Genomic DNA, 23422 nt, shown 5'->3' on the forward strand with positions numbered 1-23422 from the left:
TCGGGGTCGGAGGCGGTCAGTCGAGCGCGGCGTCCAGGGTGATCTCGGTGCCGGTGAGCGCCTTGGAGACCGGGCAGGTGGCCTTGGCCTGCTGGGCGGCCTGCAGGAAAGCGGACTCGTCGATGCCCTCGACCTCGGCCCGGACGGTCAGGGCGATGCCGCTGATCCGGAAGCCGCCGTCGGACGAGTCGGGGCCCAAGGTGACGTCGGCGGTCACCTGCAGGGCGACCGGGGTGCCACCGGCCTCGCCGATCAGAGCCGAGAGCTGCATGGCGTAGCAGGAGGTGTGCGCGGCAGCGATCAGCTCCTCCGGGCTGGTGGTGCCCTGCGCGTCATCGGCGGCACGCTTGGGGAAGGACACGTCGTAGGTGCCGACGCCGGAGCTGGTCAGCTCGACCTGGCCGGAGCCCTCGTTCAGGCTGCCGTTCCAGGCGGTGCGGGCGGTACGGGTGGGCATGGTGTCTCCTCACACTCGGACGCGGCGGCCGGATCGACCGCCGAGGTCACGCTAGGTCGCGTGCGTCCGGAATGCGCGCCGAGGCGCGGCCGGAAGCTCAGGGGGTGTACTCCCAGTGCCAGGGCTCGGGCTTGGAGCCGGTGGGGTGCGCCCAGGCCGGGAGGTCCCACCCGAACTGCCGGGCGTTCTCCAGCAGCCAGTCGTGCTCGGTGGTGCCGAAGCGGGACAGCGGTCCGGCGAGGTCGACGGCGGTGCCCCACCCGTGGTTCAAGGTCCCCGGGGTGGCGCACAGGTTGCCCTTGTCGGCCACGCAGGTGACCTGCGAGGCGTACGAGCGGTAGGAGTCGGTCAGGCCGATGTCGACACCGAACCGGTCGCGGTACGCCTGGTTCAGGTCGACCAGGGCCTCGGCGGCGTCACAGCGCAGCTTGTGTCCGGGCGCGAAGTCCGGGGCGCACAGGGCGTCGGCCGGGATCTCACCGTTCCGGTAGCCGTCCAGAGAGGCTGCCTGGGCCGCCCGCCGTGCAGCCTCTGCCTCGGCGGCGGCCGCTGCCTCGGCCTGGCGGCGGGCCTCTTCCTCGGCGGCGAGTCGGGCCGCCTCCTCGGCGGCGGCGGTGGCGGCCCGGATGTCGGAGGTCCGGCGCTCGACCTCGGCGGTGGCGGCCTGCACGCGGGCGGCCTCGGGGTCGACGGGGAGATCGGGTGCGGGGGCGGCGTCATCGGGGGTGGCCTGCTCCGGGGCGGTGGCCGTCGGGGTCGAATCGGCGGCAGGGGTCGTCCCTTCGGCGAGACCGGTGGTCGCCGGGTCGGTCGTCGCGGGCTCGGGAGTCGCTGCGTCGCCGTTCGCGGGGTCGGTCGCATCGGAGTGGGGCGCGGCTGGGTCGCCGTTCGCGGGGTCCGTCGTCGCGGGGGCTGTGGAGGCCGGGTCCGTCGCCGTCGGGTCCGTCGTCGCGGGGAGGGGGATGCGGGCCGGGTAGGGGGTGTGGCGCGCCGGGGCGGCGGGGAGGAGTTCGGCGAGGGCGGGCTGCCACATCCGGGTGCGGGCGAGCACCAGGTCCAGCTCGGTGAGGGCGGCGTCCAGGTCGGCGACGCGGATCGCTGAGGCCGCGGCGGCGGCGCGCGCCTGGGCCGCCGCGCGGGTGGCGGCGGTGGCGTCGTCGATCGCCGCCTGGCGCGCCTGTCGGGCCGCGGGGGTGACGACGGGCCGCACCGGGATGTCGGCGCTGTCGACCATGCCCCGCTGCTGCGGCGGGGTGCTGACCGCGGCCGATCCACCGAGGACCACGACCACCGCGAGGGCCAAGGCACCGCGCATCCAGGCGCCGGGATTCCTGGGACGAATAGCCATGTCCCCGACGCTAGGAACGGGTCAGCTGCCGGCGTCCCGGGCGCTCGCGTTTGTCAGGAGCCGCCTCGGTGGAAGCACGCAGGGCTCAGGCGGAGAACTCCCAGTGCCACGGCTCGGGCTTGGAACCGTTGGCCCGCGCCCAGGACGGCAGGGTCCAGCCGTAGTCCTGCGCGTGGGCGAGCAACCAGTCGTGGCCAGTGCTGCCGAAGCCGGACAGGCTGCCGCCGAAGTCGACGGCGGTGCCGTTGCCGTGGTTGGAGGTGCCGGGGGTGGCGCACAGCGAACCCTTGGCCGCCTGGCAGGCGACCTGCGCCGAGTAGGAGCGGTAGGAGTCGGTGATGGACAGGTCGACCCCGAACTCCGCGCGGTAGGCGGCGTTCAGCGACTCCAGCGCCTCGGCGGCGTCGCAGCGCAGTTCGTGCCCGGTCGCGAAGCTCAGACCGCACAGCGCCGAGCTGGGGATCTTGCCGTTGGCGTAGGAGTCCAGGGACGCCGCCTGGGCCGCCTTGCGCTGGGCCTCGGCCGCGGCGGCCGCGAGGGCTGCCGCCTGCTGGGCCTCCTGCTCGGCGGCGGCGCGGGCTGCCTCGGCGGCTGCCACCTGTGCCGCTTGCTCGGTGACGACCCGCATCTGCTCGGTCAGCGTGCTCACGCGCTCGGCGGCGGTGCGCAGCTGGGCGGCTGCCGGGTCGGTGACCATCGCGGTGGTGGACGGGCTCGCCGACGGCTGGGCCTCGGCGGCGGAGCGGGACGACTGCGCGGGGGTGTCGGAGGTGCTCGACGATCCGGCGGTCGCGGCAGCGGAGGCGTCCTCGGCGGGGGATGCGGCGCCGGTCGGGGCGTCGTCGGCGCTCGCCGTCGGGTCGGCGGATGCCGCGGCGGTGCCGGAGGTCGTGCTGACCTGGTCGGCTCCGGCGATCGCGGCGTCGGCGCTCGGGGTGGGCAGTCCTGCGGTGGGATCCAGGGTGTCGGCGGTCGGGGTGATGACCACCGGCGCCGTGCGGTCCAGCGAGACCGGGGCCAGCTGGGTCACGGCGGGCTGAGCCGACTGGGTGGCGGCGAGGATCGTGTCCAGCCGGGCGATCGCCTCGGTCAGCGGGGCCATCTGCTCGGCGCTGACGGTGGTGGCCTGCGCGGCGGCGCGGGCGTCGTCGGCCTGCGCGGAGGTGGTGGCGGCGATCTCGACCGCGGTCTGCCGCTCCTGCACGGCGGCCGGGGTGAGCACGGGATGCGTCGGCGCAGCGTCCACGTCCTGCCGGTTGCCGCGCTCGCTGGCGACGGCGAAGCCACCGACACCGAAGGCGAGTCCGACCGCCACGGCGCCCTTGGCGACCCGGGTGGTCACGACCAGCGGGGAGCCGGAGTCGGCGCGGCGGCGGTTCTTGTGGGCCCGGCGCTCGGCGCGGGAGAGGGTGAGAGCACCGGAATCGCGCAGGGCGCGGCGGCTTCCGGGCTGGGGTGTCGTCGGGGCGGGGGTCTCGGTCATCACGGCGCGCACCACTCCGACGTGCCGGGAGCGGGTCGAGCGCCGCGTTCCGGGCAAGTCGTCAACCACGCAGAGGACCCTAGGCAGACGATGCTCGGCATTCGGCGGATCCCCTGTCACCAGGTTGCGAAGAAATCGTGAAGCCCGATTTGCCCCAGAACCGTGACGAATCGCCCAGACATCTCTACTCTGACGCACAGTCAGCACACATCGTGACTCCCGTCACCGCTGATCACCTGGTCCTGCTGGAGAACGGAGCACGATGTCCCGTCGACCCCTGCGCGCCGCCGTATCGGCCCTCGCGCTGCTCACCCTGACCATCACGTCCGCAGGTGCGAGCGCCGCCGTCGGAACGGTGCCGGCCAGTCCACCCGGAGCTACCGCGGCCGGTGATCCGATCGCCCCGGACGGGCCGCTGGACGCCCTGTCCGACAAGGTGTCGAACGATCTGGCCGACGCCGAGGGCCGGGTGACGGCCTTCGTGCAGCTCGACGCCCCCTCCGGCCTGGACGTGGCCGAGTCCGGTGGTGACCCCGCCGCCGTCCAGCAGGCCACCGCCGAGGTGGAGCAGGTCGCCGAGCAGGTGGTGCCCCAGGCGCAGGCCGGTGCCCGCGCCGCCACCGCCACGCCGCAGCGGATCGCCACGCTGTCGAATCTGGTCTCCGGCACCCTGGTGACCGGCGACGCCGCCCAGGTGCGTGACCTCGCCGCCTCGGACGACGTGGTCGCGGTCTACCGCGTCACCACCAAGACCGCCGACAACTCCAGCACCGACGCCTTCACCCGGGCGCTGCAGGTCTGGCAGGACTCCGGGCAGACCGGCGAGGGCGTGCGGATCGGTGTCATCGACACCGGCCTCGACTACACGCACGCCGACTTCGGCGGCCCCGGCACCGAGGACGCGTATGCCGCCGCCTACGGCGAGGACGGCACCGGGCCGGTGCCGGACGGGCTGTTCGACCCGGAGAAGTACTTGGGCGGCTACGACTTCGCCGGACCGCTGTACGACGCGGACCCGAACTCGGTGCTGCCGGGGGCGACCCTGACCCCGACCCCGGACGACAACCCGATCGACAGCCTCTACACCTCGGACAACTCCGGGCACGGCACCCACGTGGCCGGCACCGCGGCGGGTTACGGCGTCCAGGCGGACGGGACCACCTTCGACGGCGACTACGCGACGCTGACCGACCTGTCCGACTGGGAGGTGGGACCCGGTTCCGCCCCGAAGGCCGGGCTGTACGCGCTGAAGGTCTTCGGTGACATCGGCGGGTCGACCGACCTGACCGGGCTGGCGCTGGACTGGGCCGCCGACCCGAACGGTGACGGCGACTTCTCCGACCACCTGGACGTGATCAACCTGTCGCTGGGCGCGTCGGGCACCCCGTCGGACGACCCGGACAACCTGCTGATCGATCGACTGTCCGACCTGGGCACCCTCGCGGTGCTGTCGGCCGGCAACTCCTCGGACATCACCGACGTCGCCGGTTCGCCCGGCAGCGCGGCCTCCGGTCTGACCGTGGCGAACTCGGTCGGCAGCCCGCAGACCTTCGACGCGGTGGAGACCGCCGACGGCACCAAGTACGCCGCGCAGAACTCGGTCGCCTACACCGGTGGGGACGTGACCGCGCCGGTCAGCTACCCCGGTGACCGGGTGGACGGCTGCTCGCCGCTCGACCCCGCCGTGGCCGGGACGATCGTCTACCTGTGGTGGGACGACGACGACGCGACCCGCGCCTGCGGGTCGGCCGCCCGGTGGAACGCCGCCGAGGCAGCCGGTGCGGTCGGTGTGCTGATCGGCACCGAGAACACCGTCTTCTCCGGCGGGATCGCCGGCAACGCGACCCTGCCGGGCGCGCAGCTGACCGCCGGGTCCACCGACGCGCTGCTGCCGCTGATCCAGGCGGGCGGCGTGGTCGCCCACATCGGCCCGTCGCTGGCAGCCGCGGTGCAGGCCGACGAGGCCGGTGACGCCCTGAACCCCGGTTCCTCGCGGGGCGCCCACGGGTCGCTCGGCATCATCAAGCCGGATGTCGCTGCCCCGGGCACGTTGATCTTCTCCGCCGCCTCCGGCACCGGCGCCGCCGCGCACTCGCTGTCCGGCACCTCGATGTCGTCGCCGCACGTGGCCGGGATCGGCGCCCTGGTCCGGGCCACGCACCCGGACTGGACCCCGGCCCAGGTCAAGGCCGCGATCATGAACACCGCCACCCACGACGTGTGGACCGGCACCCACCAGTCCGGCACCGCCTACGGCCCGCAGCGGGTCGGGTCCGGCCGGGTGGACGCCGTGAACGCGGTCACCGACCCGGTGCTGGCCTACGCCACCGATGACCCGGACCAGGTGTCGGTGACCTTCGGGGTGGTGAACGTCGGCGCGGAGACCGTGACCGACACCCGCACCGTGACGATCACGAACACCGGCTCCGAGGCGGCGTCCTACGACACCTCCTTCGTGGCGGCGACCACCACCGGCGGGGCGACCATCACCACCTCGCCGAGCACGGTGCAGGTCCCGGCGGGCGGGCAGGCCGAGGTCACCCTGACCCTCACCGCCGACCCGGCGACTCTGGAACGGGAGATCGACCCGACCCAGGCGACCAGCCAGGGCGGTGTGCCGCGCGAGTTCGTGGCATCGCTGTCCGGCCGGCTGGTGCTGACCGGTGGGGTGACCGGTGAGCTGCGAGTGCCGGTGCAGGCCGCCCCTCGCCTGGTCAGTGAGCTGACCGCCGCCGACGTGGCCTTCCCGGATGCCGGGTCCACCGAGGCAGCGCTGACCCTCTCCGGCCGTGGGATCGACTCCGGCGGCTGGACCTCCCTGGTCGCACCGCTGGTCCTGGGGGCGAGCAGCGACGAACTGCCGGAGATCCCCGGCTTCGTCACCTCCGACTCGGCGGTCGCCTCCGGTGACATCCGGTGGGTCGGCTGGTCCTCGACCGCCCCGCAGCAGGCGGCGGCGGGCGGCGACCCGGCGGACGGCTACCTGGGGGTCGGCATCGCGGTGAACGGCAACTGGGCCACCCTCGGCCAGGCGGTGCGCCCGGTGATCGACTGGGACATCGACGGCGACGGGAACCCCGACGCCCAGACCGTGGTGCGCAAGCTGTCCGCGGCCACCGATGTGACGGTCGCGACCACCTTCGACGCCGAGGGCAACACCCTGGACATCCAGGCGGTGAACGGGTTCTTCGGCGATGTGGACACCACCGTCTTCGACAATTCGGTGCTGGTCGCGCCGGTGTCGATCGCGGCCCTCGGCCTGGAGCCGGGTGCCACGCCGACGGTGCGGGTCTGGACCGCCTCGGACTACGCCGCCGACGACTCCGGTCAGGTGGACGCGGCCGAGCCGTTCACGGTGAACCCCTTCGACCCGCCGTACTGGTTCGACGCCGGGGTGACCGACGCGCTCTGGTACGTCGGCGCCGACCAGGCATCGGTGACCGTGCACCGCTCGGCGGCCGCGACGGACGGCCAGCTGCTGGTGCTGCACAGCCACAACGCCGACCCGGCCAGCCGGGCCCAGGTGGTGAACGTGACGGTGCCCGCGCCGGTCGCGACCACGACCACCCTGACGGCGTCCGCGAAGCCGAAGGTCGGCGAGGACGTCCGGCTGACCGCGACGGTGGCCCCCGCCGAGGCGACCGGAACCGTCCGGTTCCTGGAGGGTGAGACCGAGCTGGCCACCGCCCCGGTGACCGGTGGGGTCGCCGAGGCGGCGGTGCGACTCGGCGGCGGGGCGCACAGCCTGGTCGCGGAGTTCGTGCCCGACACCGCCGGGTACGCCGGATCGACCAGCGCGGCGGTGACCGTGCAGGTGGCGCAGAGCGGGTCGTCGACCTCGCTGGCGCTGTCGAAGACCTCCGGGCGCTACGGCGACGAGGTGTCGGCGACGGTCACGGTGACCGGCCGGACGGCGGTCCCCGGTGGCACGGTCGAGCTGCGCGAGGGCAAGACCGTGCTCGGCAGCGGGGAACTGGTCGCCGGAACGGGGAACACCGCCACGGTGACGATCCCGCTCCCCCGCGATCTGAAGGCCGGGTCGCACCGGCTCACCGCCGCCTACACCGGCAACGCCGATGTGGCCGGGTCGGAGTCGTCCCGGGCGACCTACAGCGTGCGGGCGGTGGTGCCGCAGATCAGCCTGGACACCGCGTCCTGGACGGTGGCCAAGGGGTCGACCCCGACCGTCACGGTGACGGTCAGCGGGCCGGACGGCGCCCCGGCGGCCGGTGGCAAGGTGACGGTGCTGGTGGGCCTGCGGGCACTGCCCGCGGTCGCGCTGACCGACGGCACCGCGCAGATCACGCTGCCGAAGGTCAACCACAGCACCACGGTGACCGCGATCTACACCGGTGACGGCGGGTACACGCCGACGCTGACGATCGGGGTGCTGCGGGTGCGCTGACCCTCGGCAGCAGGGCTCACGGGGCCGGTCCGGTGCGATACCGGGCCGGCCCCGTGCTGTGCGGGGCCCCCGTCGGACAGGCGGCGGCCCCCGTCGGACGGGCGGCGGCCCGGTCGGACAGGCGGCGGCCCCCGTCGGACAGGCGGCGGCCCCCGTTGGACAGGCGGCGGCCTGTTGACGAAGTCGGCAGTTGAGCACCGATTGGGGTGGGTGAAGTGCCGATCTCGGGGGCGAAGTGCCGATCTCGGCCTCCCCCGGCGGGCGCGGGGCGGGCGGGGTGCCGATCTCGGCCTGCCCGGGCGGGCGGGGTGCCGATCTCGGCCTGCCCGGGCGGGCGGGGTGCCGATCTCGGCCTGCCCGGGCGGGCGCGGGGGGCGGGGTGGGGTGGGGGGGGGCGGGGGTGAGCGGGGGGGTGGGTTAGTGGTGGGCGAGGGCGGTGAGGACGCGGCGGACGGAGGAGTCGAGGCCCCAGCGCTCGGTGAGGTCGACCAGAGCTTCCGGGTCGGCGGGGTCGCGCGGGAGGTCGAGGGTGTCCAGGCCGCCGCGGCGGGGGGCGAGTTCGACGGGGGCGTCGGTGGCGACCCGGACCACGCCCGGGGCGACGGCCAGGTAGGCGGCGGCCTCGGTGAGACGGCGACGCTGGGTGGCGGTCAGACCGGGATCACCGGCGTCGCGGGCGGCGAGCAGGGCGGGCAGATCGCCGTACTTCGCCAGCAGGGCGGCGGCGGTCTTCTCCCCGATCCCGGCGACCCCGGGCAGGCCGTCGGAGGGGTCGCCGCGCAGCACCGCCATGTCGGCGTAGGCGCTGCCGGAGGCGACCGCGTAGCGCTCGGTGAGCCGGGCGGTGTCGATCTGCTCGATGTCCTTGATGCCGCGGATCGTGTAGAGGACCCGGACCCCGGCGTCGTCGTCGATCAGCTGGAACAGGTCACGGTCGCCGGTGACGACCAGGACCGGTCCGCGACCGGACGTGCGCGCGGTCTCCCGGGCGGTGAGGGTGCCGATCACGTCGTCGGCCTCGAAGCCCTGGGCGCCCGCCCGGGCGATGCCGAGCGCCGCCAGCACCTCGGCGATGATCGGGACCTGCGGCGCGAGGGTCTCCGGCACCTCCTCGGCGTCGGTGGACGGGTCCGCGACTCGGTGCGCCTTGTAGGACGGGATCGCCGCCACCCGGAACTCCGGTCGCCAGTCCTCGTCCCAGCAGGCGACCAACCGGGTCGGCCGGTGGTCGGTGACCAGGCGGGCGATCATGTCCAGCAGGCCGCGGACCGCATTGATCGGGGTGCCGTCGGGGGCCTTCACCGAGTCGGGCACGCCGTAGTAGGCGCGGAAGTACAGGGACGCGGTGTCCAGCAGCATCAGCGGGCCGTCGCTCATGGGGGCAACCTACGCGAGCCGGTGCCGTCGGGCGACGGGCAGCGGACGCGACGGGCAGCAGGCAACAGGCGACGGGCAGCAGGCAGCAGGCAGGGAGCCGACGGGCAGCGGGCAGCAGGCAGGAGCCGACGGGCAGCGGGCAGCACATAGTGCGTACGGGCTGCGAGAGGGCTGGGCGGCGGGTGGCGGCCCGCCGCCCGTGCCGGTGTCGATGCCGGTCAGTAGGTGAACCGGGAAACCCGGCCGCGCAGGTCCTCGCTCATCCGGGCCAGCTCGGCGATCGCGTCGCCCATCTGTCCGAGGGTCTGGCTGGAGCTGGAGGCGGCGGAGGCCACCCCGGTGATGTTGGTCGCGATCTCCCCCGAGCCGGTGGCGGCCTCGGCGACGGAGCGGGACATCTCCGTGGTGGTGGCCGTCTGCTCCTCCACCGCCGAGGCGATGGTCAACTGGTAGTCGTTGATGCTGGCGATGATGTGGCCGATCTCCCCGATCGCGGTCACGGCCGCACCGGTGTCGGCCTGGATCGTCTCCACCCGGCGCACGATGTCCTCGGTGGCCTTCGCGGTCTCCTGTGCCAGCTCCTTGACCTCTCCGGCGACGACGGCGAAGCCCTTGCCGGCTTCCCCGGCACGCGCGGCCTCGATGGTGGCGTTCAGGGCGAGCAGGTTGGTCTGCTCGGCGATGGAGGTGATCGCCTTGACCACGTTGCCGATCTCCTGGCTGGACTCCCCCAGCCGGGAGACCTGGTCGTTGGTCGCGGTGGCGACGTCGGTGGCCTGCCCGGCGACCTTGGCCGCCTGCGAGGCGTTCTGCGCGATCTCCCGGATGCTGGCGCCCATCTGCTCGGCGCCCGCTGCGACGGTCTGCACGTTCCGGGACACCTGCTCGGCGGCGGCGGCGACCACCCCGGCCTGTGCGGAGGTCTCGTCCGAACCGGAGATCACCTGGGTGGCGGCGGCCGACAGCTCCTCCGCGGCGGCGGCCACGGTCTGCGCGGTCTCCACCACGCCGGAGATGGTGTCCCGCAGGTTGCGCTGAGCGACGGTCAGGGAGCGGGACATCTGGCCGAGCTCGTCGTCGGTGTCCACCTGCGGGGCGACGGTGAGGTCGCCCTCGGCCATGGCGGTGATCGCGCGCTGCACCTGGTGCACCTGGCGGCGGATCATCCCGGCGATCACCAGGCCGACGGCGGCGACCAGTCCGATGCCGACCACCAGCAGGATCAGCAGGGTCACGGTGGCGTCGGTGGCCGCGTGCGCCGCCTGGTCGGAGACGGTGGCGAGGTAGTCCTGCGCCGAGGTCTCGGCCTGCTCCAGCGCCGTCACCATCCGGTCGATCACCGGCTGGGAGTCCTCGGTGGTGATGCGCTCGAAGGCCGCCTGGTCGGAGTCGAAGGCGGCCGGGACCAATTGGTCGTCCCGGATCTGGGTCCAGTCGGTCCACGCCTGCTGGAAGTCCGACCAGCCGGGCACCACGGTCTGGCCGATACCGACCTCGAAGGCGTCGGCGGCGGCCTTCAGATCCGCGTCCGTGGCGGCGATGTCGGCGAGGGCGTCGTCCTGGGCTGCCTGGGTGGTGGTGTCGATCGCCGCTGCCTGGGCGATCAGCATCCGGGCCTTGATCTCCTCCTGGTGCACCACGGCCAACGGCGCGATCACATCAGCGCTCACCTCGGAGACGGTGGCGGTGGAGGCGGCGAGCGACTGCAACCGGACCGTGGCCACGGTGCCGATCACCACGGAGACGACACCCAGCAGGGCGAGCAGCAGCAGGATCTTGGTGCGCACGCCCCGGTTGGTGAACCAGCCGGAGGCGCGCCGGGTCGGCCGCGGCCCCTGCTCGGCAGCGGGAGCGGTGCGCTGGGTCGGGATGAGCGCGGTGGGAGTCGACGTCGCTGTCGGCATGAGGGGGCCGTCCTTCCTGATCAGGTGCCGGAAGGATCGGCGGCCGAGCCTCGGTCGTGAGCAGTGCGCCGGGTGAGAATGCGCCGAGGGCGGACACCCCGGCTGGGATGTCCGCCCTCGGGCGTGGTGTGGGTCAGGCGGCGGTGGCCTGGTCCACGTCCAGGACCAGCAGCAGCCGGCCGTCCAGCTTGTGCGCGCCGAGGATCAGCGGGCGCAGATCGGCGTCCAGGGTCTCCGGCGGCGCCTCGAAGGACTCCGGGCCGACCTCCATCACGTCGCCGATCTCGTCGACGAGCAGGCTGACCGGCTCACCGTCGACCTGGACCACGACCATCATCGGTTCGGCGTCCTCGCCCAGCGGGGCCAGGCCCAGCTTCGGGCGCAGATCCACCGTGAGCACGACCTGGCCGCGCAGGTTGACCAGCCCCGAGACGCCGGGGGGTGCCAGCGGGACCCGGGTCCGGGTGTGCGAGCGCAGGGCCTCCTGCACCCGGGTGACATTGACCCCGTACAGGCTGCCGCCCAGCGAGAAGGTCACGTACTGGCTCATCGGGTCACTCCCACCAGGTCATCGGCGCTGAACTGGGTCGGCACGATGCCCGCCTCGACCCGCTCGTCGTAGAAGGCGCCGTCCGCCGCCAGGATCGCCCGGCGCACGTCCAGCAGTTCGGTCACCCGGTCGCCGAGCACCGTGGAGCCGACCAGGCCGGCGTCCTCGATGTCGGAGTGCCGGGCGGAGTCGTCGTCGACGATGTCCACGATCTCCCGCACCACCAGGCCGACGCTGCGACCGGCCCGCGAGTAGACCACCAGCAGCAGCTCGGAGGACTCCTCCTCGCCGTAGGCACCGAGGATCCGGTCCAGCCGGGCCAGCGGCAGGATGGTGCCGCGGTACTGGACGACCTCCCGGCCACCGACCCACTCGACCTGGTCCGAACGGACGTGCTCCAGCCGGGCGACGGAGGCGAGCGGCATCGCGACCTGTCGGCCACCACCGATCCCGACCACCAGCACCTGCTGCAGCTCGTGCACCTCGGTGCTGGTCGCGGCGGCGTGCGCCTCCCGGGCGGCCAACTCCAGCTCGCCGGCCAGGGCGCGGCGGGCGATCGCCTGCACGTCCAGGATCAGCGCGACGTGACCGTCACCGAGCACCGTGGCCCCGGCGTAGGCGCCGATGGCCTTCAACCGGGCGGACAGCGGCTTGACCACGATCTCCTCGGTGTTCAGCACCCGGTCGACCAGCAGGCCGAACCGCTGGTGGTCGGACTGCACCACGGCGATCACCTGGGCGGCACTGTGCGCCTCCACCTCCAGCACGCTGGACAGCGACACCAGCGGCAGCAGCTCCCCGCGCAGCCGGTACACCGGCGCCTCGTGGATGTGCTCGATGCCGGACTCCGACCGCTGGGAGTCCAGCGCCACCAGCTCGAGCAGGTTCACCTGCGGGATGGCGTACAGGTCGCCGGCCGACTCGACGGTCAGCGCGGGCATGATCGCCAGGGTCAGCGGGATGCGCAGCCGCCAGGTGGTGCCGCGACCGACCACGGAGTCGACCTCGACCGCGCCACCGATGGCCTCGATCTTGGTCCGCACCACGTCCATGCCGACACCACGGCCGGAGACGTTAGTGACCGCCTCGGCGGTGGAGAAACCGGGCAGGAAGAGCAGCTGCAGCAGGTCGGACGGGCTCATCGCGTCGACCTGCGCCTGGGTGCGCAGGCCGCGCTGGACCGCCTTGGCGCCGATCTTCTCCGGGTCGATGCCCCGACCGTCGTCGGCGACCTCGACCACGACCTGACCGGAGGCGTGGTAGGCGCGCAGGGCCAGCTCACCCTTGCCGGGCTTGCCTGCGGCCACCCGGTCCTCGGCGGACTCGATGCCGTGGTCCACCGCATTGCGCACCAGGTGCGTCAGCGGGTCCTTGACCGCCTCCAGCAGGCTGCGGTCCAGCTCGGTGTCACCACCGGAGAGCTCCAGCTTGACCTCGCGGTGGCAGACCGCCGCCAGGTCGCGCACGATCCGGGGCATCTTCGACCAGACGTGCTCGATCGGCTGCATCCGGGTCTTCATCACGCCCTCTTGCAGCTCACCCGCGATCAGGTTGAGTCGCTGCGCGGAGCGGGCGAGGTCGACGTCCTCGGTGCCGGAGGCGAGACGGCTGATCTGGTTGCGGGCCAGCACCAGCTCGCCGACCTGACGCATCAGGGCGTCCAGCAGGTCGACGTCCACCCGGATCGACGCGTCGGCGGCGCCGGTGCGCAGGGCGCCGACCTCCTCCGGGTGCGCGGCGGGCTCGGCGGGCTTGGCCTGTGCCGCGGGTGCCGGGGTCTGCACCGGAGCTGCCGGGGCCGGCTGGGCCACCGGAGCCGGGGTCGCCGGGGTCGACGCTGCCGGGGCGACGGGCGCCGGAGCTGCCTCCGCCACGGGTCCGGCCTCGGCGACGGGGGCAGGCTCGGGTGCCGGGGCGACGGGTGTCGACTCGGCGGCCGCCTCGATGATCTGCGCGGCGGCGGCCACGACCGGCTCCTCGACCTCCGGCTCGGCGGCTGCCTGCGGGTCGCGCGCCTGCACGGCCTCGATCGCCGCGATCACCGGGTCCACCTGCACGGTGCCCTCGCCACCCTCGGCCTCGATGGCGCGCAGGATGTCGCGGATGGTGTCGACCAGTCGCAGCAGCACATCGGTGGTCGGCTGATCCATCTGTCGACGACCGTCACGCAGCTCGACCAGGAGGTTCTCGCCCGCATGGGCGACCCGCTCCAGATTCGAGAACGCCAGGAACCCGCTGGTGCCCTTGATGGTGTGGATGGTCCGGAACACACTGGCGATGAGGGCCCGGGAACCGGGTTCACTCTCCAGAGCCACCAGGTCCTGGTCCAACTGGTCCAGGTTCTCGTGACTCTCCACCAGGAACTCGCGGACGATCTCGTCCATGTCCTCCACGTCTGCCTCCTCAGGGGACTCCCCGTGCACATCGGCCGGTGGGGGGCGGGCGTGAGGCATTCGCCGTGCATGGGCTGCGCGCGGGCGGGTGAAGGTCCCAGCCCGGGGGCTCGGCCGGGTGGTCGCGGGCCGAGCGCTGAGCGGGCCGAGTGGTCGCGGGCCGAGCGCTGAGCGGGCCGGCTGACGGGGTGGCGTCCGCCGGGTCAGTGCTGGGTGGGGCGCGGACCGGGGCGCGGGGTGCCGGGCGCGGGCCGGTCGGGCCGCGGCTGCTGCCCGGTGCCGTCCTCGGGGGTGGTCTGCTCCGGAGCGGGCGGCTCTGCGTCGGTGCGGGGCGCGAGCAGGCTGCGCAGCGACTCGGCGTCGTCGTCATCGGCGGAGGCGGCGGCCACGTTGGCGGCGGTGACGGCTTCCAGCACCTCGGCGCGGTGCACGGCGACCGAGCGCGGGGCGTCGATGCCGAGCCGGACCCCGTCGCTGCGCACCTCGATCACGGTCACGACGATGTCGTCCCCGATCACGAGGCGCTCCCCGACCCGCCTGCTCAGCACCAGCATGCGCCGACCCTACCTGCCCGACGGGCGCACACCATCGCACCGCACACCCACTGATCGCCGCGTGCAGGGAAATGCGCGCATCTCGGGCCGGGGACGGTGCCTAGGTCGACCCTCGGCGGGGGGACGGCGGGCGCGGGGGCGGGTGCCGGGGTGTGGCTTCCTGGCTGTGGCTTCCTGGGCGCCGGTGCCTGGTCGTGGGTGCCTGGTTGTGGGTGGGTGTGGGTGCCGACGGCCGCGCGCGGGGCGGGTCAGGTCCAGTCGGTGCCGGTGGGCAGGTGCTCGGTGAGGGCCGCGGCCCAGGCCATCCGGGAGGCGGGCACACCGTCGATCCAGGCGACCGGCACCGGGAGGTCGAGCACGGTGCCCGGTTCGCTGGTGTCGAAGAGGCCGGTGACGGCCAGGGCGTCCACCCGGCGGCGGGCCCCGACGGCACCGAGCCAGCGCACGCAGTCGCGGGGCTTGGAGCGCGCGTCCGCGACCGCCCAGAGCTGGGAGGGGTCGAGGGCGGCTATCAGATCGGCGGCGGCCGCCTCACGATCCCGGGACGGGGTGACGCCGACGGCGACGACGGTGAGCTCGGTGTGCCGCTCGAGCCGGCTGCGCCACCGGGTGGCGGCGGCCGGGGTGGTGAGTCGGCGGGAAGGGTCGGTGCCGGGTTCCAGTTCCCCGGCCCGGACGACGGTGCCGCCGGAGGTGTGCCGGAGCACCAGCAGCTCGGCGACCCGGAGCGCGTCCTCGGGCAGTCCGACGACGACCAGCACGGAGCCGGGGTCGCGCGGCAGCGGCGGGGCGGGCGGCACGGCGGCGAGCAGCCGGGACAGCTGCACCGGCCCGTCGCCGACGATGGTCAGCAGGTGCTCGGGCACCCCGAGGTCGGCCAGGTGCGCGCGGGTCACCTGACCCGAGGCCGGCGAGCCGGCGGCCGGGGCCGTGGTGGGCGCAGGGGCCGGGGTCATCGGTGCGAACACCCGGGCGGCGGGGTCACCGGCGTCGGGGATCACCGCGCCGGGGGTCACCGCGTCGGGGGTCACCGCGTCGGCATCCTCCTCCACCGCGACCTCGACCACGCGGTCCTCCGGCGGCAGGCCGGACATCGCGCGCATCTGGTCCAGCAGGTCGGCGAAGGCCGCCTCACCGGTGGACACCCGGGGTGCGTCGTCGGGGCTGGACTGGGTGGGCACCGCGTCCAAGGCGGGTGCTCCGTCGGCGGCGTCGGCGGCCGCCAAGAGCGCGTCCATCCCGGTCAGCCCGGTGGACGCCGCACCGGTCTGGCCCGCGAGCGCCGCGCGCCGGGCGCGCAGACTCGGCGCCGCCGGGGCAGCCGGGCCGTCGGGCACGTCGATGGTCAGCTCGTAGCGCTCCCGGGCGAAGAACCCGGCCAGTCCCCCGGTGCGCACCCGCTCGGCCCGGATGATGCGGGCGGTGGGACCGAACTCCGCCCGCACCTGCCCCATCAGCTCGGACAGGTCCGGACCCTCAAGCAGCAATCGCGTGGGCACCGGTCACCGTCCCGACGGTCTCGATCCGCACGCCACCACCGGTGACCTCGGAGTAGGACAGCACGGGCAGCCGGTCGGTGCCCGGCCCGCCGAGCAGCATCACCTTGTGCAGGGCCGGCCGCAGGGCGGGGGCGCACACCAGGACGACCGTGCGACCGGTCGCCTCCGCCTCGGCGACCGCGAGACGCAGCCGTTCGAGCATGGTCTCCAGGCGGCTGGGGTCGGCGACGATCTGCGTGCCGGTCTCCGAGGGGCGCAGCGCCTCGACCAGCTGCTGCTCCCACACCGGGTCCAGGGTGAGCACCCGCAGCACACCGTCGGCGACGTACTGCGCCGCCAGCGCCGGGCCGAGGGCACCGCGGGCGGCCTCGACCAGTCCTTCGGGGTCGGTGGACACCTTGGCGCGCAGGGTGAGCGCCTCGTAGATCCGGCCCAGGTCGCGGATCGGCACCTCCTCCGCGAGGAGGCCCTGCAGCACGCGCTGCACCTCGCCCAGCGACATCAGGCCGGGGATCAGCTCATCCACCACGGACGGGTTGACCTGCTTGACGCCCTCGGTGAGCACCCGGACGTCCTCGCGGCCGAGCAGCCGGGGCGCATTGCGGCTGATGATCGCGCCCAGGTGGGTGATGAGCACCGACACCCGGTCGACCACGGTGGCACCGGCCATCTCCGCGGCGTGCCGCAGCTCGGCGGGCACCCACTTGCCGGGCAGACCGAACACCGGCTCGACGGTGGACTGCCCGGGCAGGGCGGCCAGGTCGTCGCCGAGGGCCAGCACCTTGCCGGACGGGGTCTCGCCGCGGCCGACCTCGACGCCGGAGATCCGCACCACGTAGGTGGAACGGGGCAGGTCGACCGAGTCCCGGGTCCGCACCGGGGGCACGACGATGCCGAGGTCCATCGCGATCTTGCGGCGCAGGCCCCGCACCCGGTGCAGCAGGTCCTGGTCCGGGCCGTTGCCGACCAGGTCGACCAGGTCGGGGGCCAGCAGGATCTCCAGGGCGTGCACCCGCATCTGCTCGATCAGCGCCTCGGGGGTGTCCGCGTTGGCCGGGGCGGCGGTGGCGGTGATCTGCGCCGACTGCTCGGCGGCGGCCGCCTCCTTCTTCTGGGTGGCCCGCACCCGCTGCGCGGCCACGATCAGCGCGGCGCCGACCAGCACGAACGGCAGCTTCGGCATCGACGGCAACAGGGCCAGCGCGATCGCACCGCAGCCCGCGATCATCAGCGCCGACTGGGACTGCATCAGCTGCTTGGACGCCGCGGTGCCCATGTCGCCCTCGGCGGTGGCCCGGGTGACCACGATGCCGGTGGACACCGACAGCAGCAGCGCCGGGATCTGGGTGACCAGGCCGTCGCCGATGGTCAGCAGGGAGAACTTCTCCAGCGACTCGTTGATCGACAGCCCCATCTGGGCCATACCGATCACGAAGCCACCGATCAGGTTGATCAGGGTGATGACGATGCCGGCGATGGCGTCGCCCTTGACGAACTTCGACCCACCGTCCATCGCACCGTAGAAGTCGGCCTCGGCGGCCACGTCGGCGCGACGCTGCCGGGCGGTGTCCTCGTCGATCAGGCCGGAGTTCAGGTCGGCGTCGATCGCCATCTGCTTGCCGGGCATCGCGTCCAGGGTGAACCGCGCGCCGACCTCGGCGACCCGGCCAGCACCGTTGGTGATCACGACGAACTGGATCACGACCAGGATCAGGAAGATCACCAGGCCGATCACCAGCGAGCCGCCGACCACGAAGTGACCGAAGGCGTCGATCACCTGACCGGCGAAGCCGTCCCGCAGCACCAACCGGGTGGAGGCGACGTTCAGGCCCAGCCGGAACAGGGTGAACACCAGGATCAGCGACGGGAAGACGCTGAAGTCCAGCGGGCGCTTGACGTACATCGCGGTCAGCAGGATCACCAGGGAGGCGGTGATGTTGACCGCGATCAGCACGTCCAGCAGGGCGGCGGGCAACGGCACCACCAGCAGCAGGACGATGCCGACCACGCCCACCGGGACGGCGAGCTGGGAGATCGACCGGTTCTTCATCGCGGATTCCTTCAGGCGGCTGTCGTGGCGTCGCGGAGTGCCTTGCGGGCAGCCGCGGGAGTGGTGGGGACGTCCTCGGGGGCCACGGAGCCACCGGGGATGGTGTGCTTGCCCATCGCCGCACCGCGGCGCTTGAGCTGCATGACGAAGGCGAGCACCCGCGCGACGGCGGTGAACAGATAGGTCGGGATCTCCTGGTCGATCTCGCAGGCGGCGTGCAGGGCACGGGCCAGCGGGATGTCCTCGATCATCGGGACCTGCTGCTCGGTGGCCCGCTCACGGATCTTGGCGGCGACCGCGCCCGCACCCTTGGCGACCAGGCGGGGCGCCCCGGTGCCGGGCTGGTAGCGCAGGGCGACGGCGACGTGGGTCGGGTTGACGATCACGACATCGGCGTCGGCGACGGCGGACATCATCCGGTTGCGGGACATCGCCATCTGCTTGGACCGGATCTGGCCCTTGACCAGGGGGTCGCCCTCGGTGCGCTTGTTCTCCTCCTTCAGCTCCTGCTTGGACATCCGGGTGTGCTGGCGGTTGCGGCGGATCACGACGATCACGTCGATCACCGCGAGCAGCACACCGGCGGCGATGCCGAGCCGGAGCAGCTGGGTCATGCCGTCACCGGCGACGCCCAGGATGTGCGGGAGCGGGATGCTGCCCGAGACCATCAGCTTCGGCAGCAGGCCCTGGACCACGCTGTAGAGCACGACGCCGACCACCAGGGTCTTCATCAGCGTCTTCGCGCCCTCCCACCAGGACTGCTTGCCGAACAGCCGCTTCACCCCGTTGACCGGGTTGAACTGCTGGACCTGCGGCTTGAACTTCTTCACGTGCACGCCGCCCTGGGCGACGGCGGTGATCAGCACGGCCAGCACGACGACGACGAACATCGGGGTCAGGGTGCCGATGATGGTGCCCAGCCCGTCGAAGAGCAGCTGGGTGACGGTCCCCGCGTCCGGGTCGGCGATGGCGTCCGAGACGGCGCTCATCTGCTCCCGGGCAGCCTGCGAGGCGTTGTTGGCGACCATCGGCAGGGTGATCGCGGCGGCGGCGAGGCCGATCCAGGCGGACAGGTCGGTGGACCGGGAGAGCTTGCCCTCCTTGTGCACCTCCTTCATCCGCTGGGCGGATGCCTTCTCGGTCTTCTCCCCCGAGTCCTTGCCGCCGCTCATCCCGCCACTCCGAGCAGGGTCTCGACCGCGTCGTTGGCCAGGCCGTTGATCACGCCCGGCATCGCCAGGTACACGAAGCCGGCGAAGGTGACGGTCATCAAGATCTTCAGCGGGAAACCGAGCGCGAAGGCGTTCAGCGCCGGCGACACCCGGGTCAGCAGGCCGAGGCCGACATCGGTCAGGAACAGCACGGCCAGCAGCGGGCCCGCGATCTGCAGGGCGGCCAGGAACATGTCGCCGATCCCGGTCGTCACCGCGGAGGCCATCTGGGCCAGGTCCAGCGAGGAGCCGAGCGGCAGCGCGTCGAACGAGCGGGCCATCCCGGCGATCAGCACGCCGTAGCCACCGGAGGCGAACAGCAGCGCCAGCGCGGTCCACTGGTAGAGCTTGCCGAACTGCGCGCCGGAGGTCTGGCTCATCGGGTCGAAGGCCTGCGCCAGCTGGAAGCCGCCGAACAGGTCGATCAGCCCACCGGCCGCCTGCACCGCGCTGAACACCATCGACACCAGGAAGCCCAGGCCGCCGCCGATCACCACCTGCATGACCAGCTCCCCGAGGAACTGACCGGTGGTGGCGATCTCGTGCTGCTCCAGCCGGGGCAGCACCGCCAGCGCGAGACCGACCGACAGCATCGCCTTGACCCGGCCGGGGATGCCACGGTGGGCGAACGGCGGGGCGATGACCAGGAACGCGGCGAACCGCACCCCGGCCAGCATGGCGGTCTGCACGGCGGCCAGCGACAGCGTGACGTCCATCAGCCCAGCAGCTCCGGGATCTGGCCGAACAGCTGGCTGGTGAAGGTCACCATCTCCGCGATCATCCAGTGCCCGCAGACCAGCAGGGCCACGGCCGCACCGATCGCCTTGGGCACGAAGGACAGCGTGACCTCCTGGATCTGGGTCACCGACTGCACCAGGGAGACGGCGAACCCGATCACCAGGGCGGTGATCAGCACCGGGGCGGAGAGCTTGGCGGCGACGATCAGGGCGTCCAGGCCGATGTCGAGGACGGCGGAGGTATCCATCAGCCACCACCCGTCGCGGCGCCGATCAGGGCGGTGACGATCAGTCCCCAGCCGTCGACCAGCACGAACAGCAGCAGCTTGAACGGCAGCGACACCATCACCGGCGGCAGCATCATCATGCCCATGCTCATCAGCACCGAGGAGACGACCAGGTCGATCACCAGGAACGGGATGAAGATGACGAAGCCGATGATGAACGCGGACCGCAGCTCGGAGAGCATGAAGGCCGGGATCAGGGTCAGCATCGGCACGGTGTCCGGCGACTCCGGGTTCGCCTGGTCGGCGGCCCGGGTGATCAGCGCCAGGTCCTCCTGGCGGGTGTGCCCCAGCATGTAGTCGCGCAGCGGCGCGGAGCCCGCGTCGATGGCCTGCTGGAAGTCCAGGGTGCCGTCCAGGTAGGGCTGGACACCGAGGTCGTTGACCTGGCTGAGCACCGGCGCCATCACGAACAGGGACAGGAACAGCGCGAGCCCGGCGATCACCTGGTTCGGCGGGACGCCCTGCAGTCCGAGGGCGTTCCGGGTCAGGGACAGCACCACGAAGATCTTGGTGAACGCGGTCATCATCAGCAGCAGCGAGGGCGCGATGGACAACAGCGTGATGCCGATCAGCACCACCACGGAGCTGGACGGCGTGCCGTTCACCCCGTTGACCGACACCGAGACCTGGCCGGTGCCCGGGTCGGTGGGCAGAGCCGGGGCCGCGGGGGCGGCCGGGTCGGCGGGCGGCACCGGGGCGGCGTGACCGGCGGTGGCCGCCAGGGTCAGCAGCAGCAGGGCGACCAGCAGGGCACCGGCGGCGATCAGGACCAGGCGCGGGGCGCGACGACGGGCGGCGATCCGCAGCTCACCGGTCAGGACGGTGGCGCTCATCGCCGCACCGTCCGCTCCCGCAGGGCGGAGACCGCCTGCTTCCAGGTGGACGGCGCCAGGATCGAGCCGTCCAGGGATCCACCGCTGGCGGCGACCGGAGCCGGGGAGCTGTCCAGGTCGACGTCGGCGAGCTGGGAACCGGCCAGACCGGGGATGGCCCGGTGCTCGCCGGCCGAGCGCTGGGCGGGGACCGCGGACGGCATCAGCCGGGCGGCACTGGTCAGCGCGGAGTTCGCCGCCACCAGGGCCACGGCGGCCGCGGTGGTCGGGTCGGTGCCGACGGCGGCGGTCGCCGGAGCATCCGACTCGGCCTGCGCGGCGGCCAACGTCTGCGCGAAGTCGGCCGAGGGCACGGGGGCACCGGCCGGTGCGGCCTCGACGGTCGGTACCGGCCCCGGCTTGCGCCAGGAGAACAGCGGCTTGTCCAGCCGACCCCGCACGGTGACGGGCGCGGTGACGGGCTCGGTGACGGCAGCGGCGTCCTCCGCCTCGACCGAGTCCAGCTCGCTCAGCATGGTGACCTGCTGCTCGCCGAAGCCGACCAGCAGCCGACGCTCGCCGATCGCCAGCACCGCGACGCCGGCGTGCCGGCCCAGGGCCTGACGACCGACCACCTCGATGGCGGGTCCGGCGGCGCGACGGCCGGCCTTGCCCCACCCGGCCTTGCGTGCCACGACCCAGATCAGGCCGAGCACGCAGGCCAGCGCCAGCGCGGTCCGCGCGGCGAGCACCAGTGTGTCCATGAGTGAGCTCAGCCCTGCGTCTCGTCGCCGCGGGCGATCTCGGTGATCCGGATGCCGAACTCCTCGTCGATCACGACGACCTCGCCGCGGGCGATCAGCTTGCCGTTCACCATCACGTCGGCCGGGCTGCCCGCGGCACGGTCCAGCTCCAGCACGGCGCCCGGGGTGAGCTCCAGCACCTGGCGGACCGGCAACTTGGTGCGGCCCAGCTCGGCGGTGAGGGTCATCTCCACGTCGTAGAGCACGTTGAGGCTGGCGCGCTGGGTGGGGACGCCGCCGGCCTGGGCGGTCGGCTCGGCGCGCAGCCGCAGCGCGAACCACGCCTGGGCGCTGCCGTCCTCACCGGTCAGGGCCACCAGGGACGCGTCGGGGGCGAGCGCGGCGGACACCGGCTCGGTCCGGGCGGACTCCAGGACACCGGCACCCAGCTCGGCGACCGCCGCCTCCAGGGCGGGGCGCAGCGCGTCGGCCAGATCCAGCGGCGTGCCGTCCGGCGCACCGGCGATCAGGGCGTCCCGCACCGCCTGGTCCGCGACCAGCAGCACATCGGCGCTGTTCGGCCCGACGAAGCTGGCGACCACGGCGACCGCGTCCGCGGCCGGGGCCTGCCCGGCAGGGGCGGCGGCCGGGGTCAGCGGGGTGGCGGCGGGCAGCAGGCGGGCGGCGGCGGCCGCGGCGGACAGGGCGACCGCTGCGGTGTCGGCGATGGTCTGGGCGTTCATCAGTGCTTCTCCTCGACGGTGACGACCATGCAGGCCAGGCGGGAACCGTTGTTCCCCGCGGCGGCTCGGGCCAGGACCACGCCGTCCACCACCACGTCAAGCGGCTGGGACGACGGGTGGGACAGGGGGATGACCTCGCCGACCGCCAGGTCCACGACCTGACGGGGGCGGACGGTGATCGGGGCGAACCGGACGGCGATCTCCACCGGCACGTCCTCGACGGCGGACTCCAGGTCGGCCACGGCGGTGTCGTGGGCACGCTGGTCCTCGTCGGAGCGGCCGGAGGTGCCGTCACCGGCGCGCACGGCGCCCAGCAGCAGCTCGGCCGGGAACATCACGGTGGCGACGTCCTCGCGCTCGCCGATCCGCAGGGTGAACCCCGCGACCAGCACCGCGTCCGAGGCGGGGACCACCTGGACGAACTGCGGGTTGTACTGCACCGAGCGGAGGTTCACCTCCAGCGGGGTCAGCGCGGCGAACGCGTACCCGAGGTCGCCCAGGGTGGCCTGCATCAGGCCGCGCACCAGGGTGAACTCGATCTCGGTCAGCTCCCGCTCCTCGGCGTCACCGATGCCGGGGCCGCCGAGCAGGAAGTCGATCCAGTTCATCGTGGTGCTGAGCGGCAGTTGGACGACCGCGGTCTGCCGGGCTTGTTCGACGGAGCAGAGCATCATCGTCGTGGTGCCGGGCAACGAGCGGACGTACTCGTCGTAGGACGTCAGGGTCAGCTGGTCGAAGGTGACCTGAGCCATCGCGCGCAGCCGAGCGGTGAGCTGGTTGCCCCACTGCCGGGCGAAGGTCTCGAAGGCCATCTCCAGCACCCGGGCGTGCTCGCGGGCCATCGTCATGGGCCGACGGAAGTCGTAGGG

Annotated in this window: 18 protein-coding genes; 1 reads left to right on the forward strand and 17 read right to left on the reverse strand. The window is 73.3% G+C overall.

Annotated features, from left to right (window positions below; translation table 11 throughout):
* Positions 1-16: 16 nt before the first annotated feature.
* The 3 genes from HGK68_RS13105 to HGK68_RS13115 form a co-directional block, all read right to left on the reverse strand.
* Positions 17-457, reverse strand: coding sequence for an OsmC family peroxiredoxin (locus HGK68_RS13105; protein WP_169166363.1), 441 nt, complete (start codon positions 455-457; stop codon positions 17-19).
* Between the two features lie 97 nt (positions 458-554).
* On the reverse strand, positions 555-1805 hold the full coding sequence (locus HGK68_RS13110; RefSeq protein ID WP_169166364.1) for a D-alanyl-D-alanine carboxypeptidase family protein: 1251 nt from the start codon (positions 1803-1805) through the stop codon (positions 555-557).
* Positions 1806-1890: 85 nt separating this feature from the next.
* Complete coding sequence (locus HGK68_RS13115; RefSeq protein WP_169166365.1) at positions 1891-3288, reverse strand: M15 family metallopeptidase; 1398 nt, start codon at positions 3286-3288, stop codon at positions 1891-1893.
* Between the two features lie 262 nt (positions 3289-3550).
* Between HGK68_RS13115 and HGK68_RS13120 the strand changes: the two genes are divergently transcribed.
* Positions 3551-7693, forward strand: a complete 4143-nt coding sequence (locus HGK68_RS13120) for a S8 family serine peptidase (protein WP_169166366.1) — start codon at positions 3551-3553, stop codon at positions 7691-7693.
* Positions 7694-8110: 417 nt separating this feature from the next.
* Here HGK68_RS13120 and HGK68_RS13125 read toward each other — a convergent pair whose 3' ends face one another.
* The 14 genes from HGK68_RS13125 to HGK68_RS13190 all read right to left on the reverse strand — a co-directional run bounded on the left by HGK68_RS13125 (position 8111) and on the right by HGK68_RS13190 (position 23401).
* Entirely contained in the window at positions 8111-9070 is a 960-nt protein-coding gene (locus HGK68_RS13125; protein WP_169166367.1) for a 5'-3' exonuclease, read from the reverse strand.
* 218 nt (positions 9071-9288) lie between these two features.
* Positions 9289-10974, reverse strand: coding sequence for a methyl-accepting chemotaxis protein (locus HGK68_RS13130; protein WP_169166368.1), 1686 nt, complete (start codon positions 10972-10974; stop codon positions 9289-9291).
* Positions 10975-11107: 133 nt separating this feature from the next.
* Positions 11108-11524 carry a chemotaxis protein CheW gene (locus HGK68_RS13135; protein ID WP_169166369.1) on the reverse strand — a complete coding sequence of 139 codons (417 nt, stop codon included), beginning with the start codon at positions 11522-11524 and terminating at the stop codon, positions 11108-11110.
* Positions 11521-13908, reverse strand: a complete 2388-nt coding sequence (locus tag HGK68_RS13140; RefSeq protein ID WP_281358351.1) for a chemotaxis protein CheA — start codon at positions 13906-13908, stop codon at positions 11521-11523. Before HGK68_RS13140 ends, HGK68_RS13135 begins: the two co-directional genes overlap by 4 nt.
* Before the next feature lie 212 nt (positions 13909-14120).
* On the reverse strand, positions 14121-14471 hold the full coding sequence (csrA, locus tag HGK68_RS16275) for a carbon storage regulator CsrA (RefSeq protein ID WP_169166371.1): 351 nt from the start codon (positions 14469-14471) through the stop codon (positions 14121-14123).
* 248 nt (positions 14472-14719) lie between these two features.
* Positions 14720-15970: a hypothetical protein gene (locus HGK68_RS13150; protein ID WP_169166372.1), complete on the reverse strand. Its 1251-nt coding sequence runs from the start codon at positions 15968-15970 to the stop codon at positions 14720-14722.
* Positions 15948-18020 (reverse strand): flagellar biosynthesis protein FlhA, encoded by a 2073-nt coding sequence (locus HGK68_RS13155; protein WP_169166373.1) that lies wholly within the window; start codon positions 18018-18020, stop codon positions 15948-15950. Before HGK68_RS13155 ends, HGK68_RS13150 begins: the two co-directional genes overlap by 23 nt.
* Before the next feature lie 11 nt (positions 18021-18031).
* Positions 18032-19192, reverse strand: a complete 1161-nt coding sequence (locus HGK68_RS13160) for an EscU/YscU/HrcU family type III secretion system export apparatus switch protein (RefSeq protein ID WP_169166374.1) — start codon at positions 19190-19192, stop codon at positions 18032-18034.
* The gene (locus HGK68_RS13165) at positions 19189-19947 is read right to left on the reverse strand and encodes a flagellar biosynthetic protein FliR (RefSeq protein ID WP_169166375.1); all 759 of its coding nucleotides are present in this window, start codon (positions 19945-19947) and stop codon (positions 19189-19191) included. Before HGK68_RS13165 ends, HGK68_RS13160 begins: the two co-directional genes overlap by 4 nt.
* Positions 19947-20216: a flagellar biosynthetic protein FliQ gene (locus HGK68_RS13170; RefSeq protein ID WP_169166376.1), complete on the reverse strand. Its 270-nt coding sequence runs from the start codon at positions 20214-20216 to the stop codon at positions 19947-19949. Before HGK68_RS13170 ends, HGK68_RS13165 begins: the two co-directional genes overlap by 1 nt.
* A complete protein-coding gene (gene fliP, locus HGK68_RS13175; RefSeq protein WP_169166377.1) occupies positions 20216-21088 on the reverse strand; it encodes a flagellar type III secretion system pore protein FliP in 873 nt (290 codons plus the stop codon). The genes HGK68_RS13170 and fliP overlap by 1 nt, the downstream gene beginning before the upstream one ends.
* A complete protein-coding gene (locus HGK68_RS13180; RefSeq protein ID WP_169166378.1) occupies positions 21085-21831 on the reverse strand; it encodes a flagellar biosynthetic protein FliO in 747 nt (248 codons plus the stop codon). Before HGK68_RS13180 ends, fliP begins: the two co-directional genes overlap by 4 nt.
* Positions 21832-21839: 8 nt before the next feature.
* Positions 21840-22553 carry a flagellar motor switch protein FliN gene (gene fliN / locus HGK68_RS13185; RefSeq protein WP_169166379.1) on the reverse strand — a complete coding sequence of 238 codons (714 nt, stop codon included), beginning with the start codon at positions 22551-22553 and terminating at the stop codon, positions 21840-21842.
* Positions 22553-23401, reverse strand: coding sequence for a FliM/FliN family flagellar motor switch protein (locus HGK68_RS13190; RefSeq protein WP_246260371.1), 849 nt, complete (start codon positions 23399-23401; stop codon positions 22553-22555). Before HGK68_RS13190 ends, fliN begins: the two co-directional genes overlap by 1 nt.
* Positions 23402-23422 lie beyond the last annotated feature (21 nt).

The sequence above is a fragment of the Cellulomonas taurus genome (assembly GCF_012931845.1).
GTDB lineage: Bacteria > Actinomycetota > Actinomycetes > Actinomycetales > Cellulomonadaceae > Cellulomonas > Cellulomonas taurus.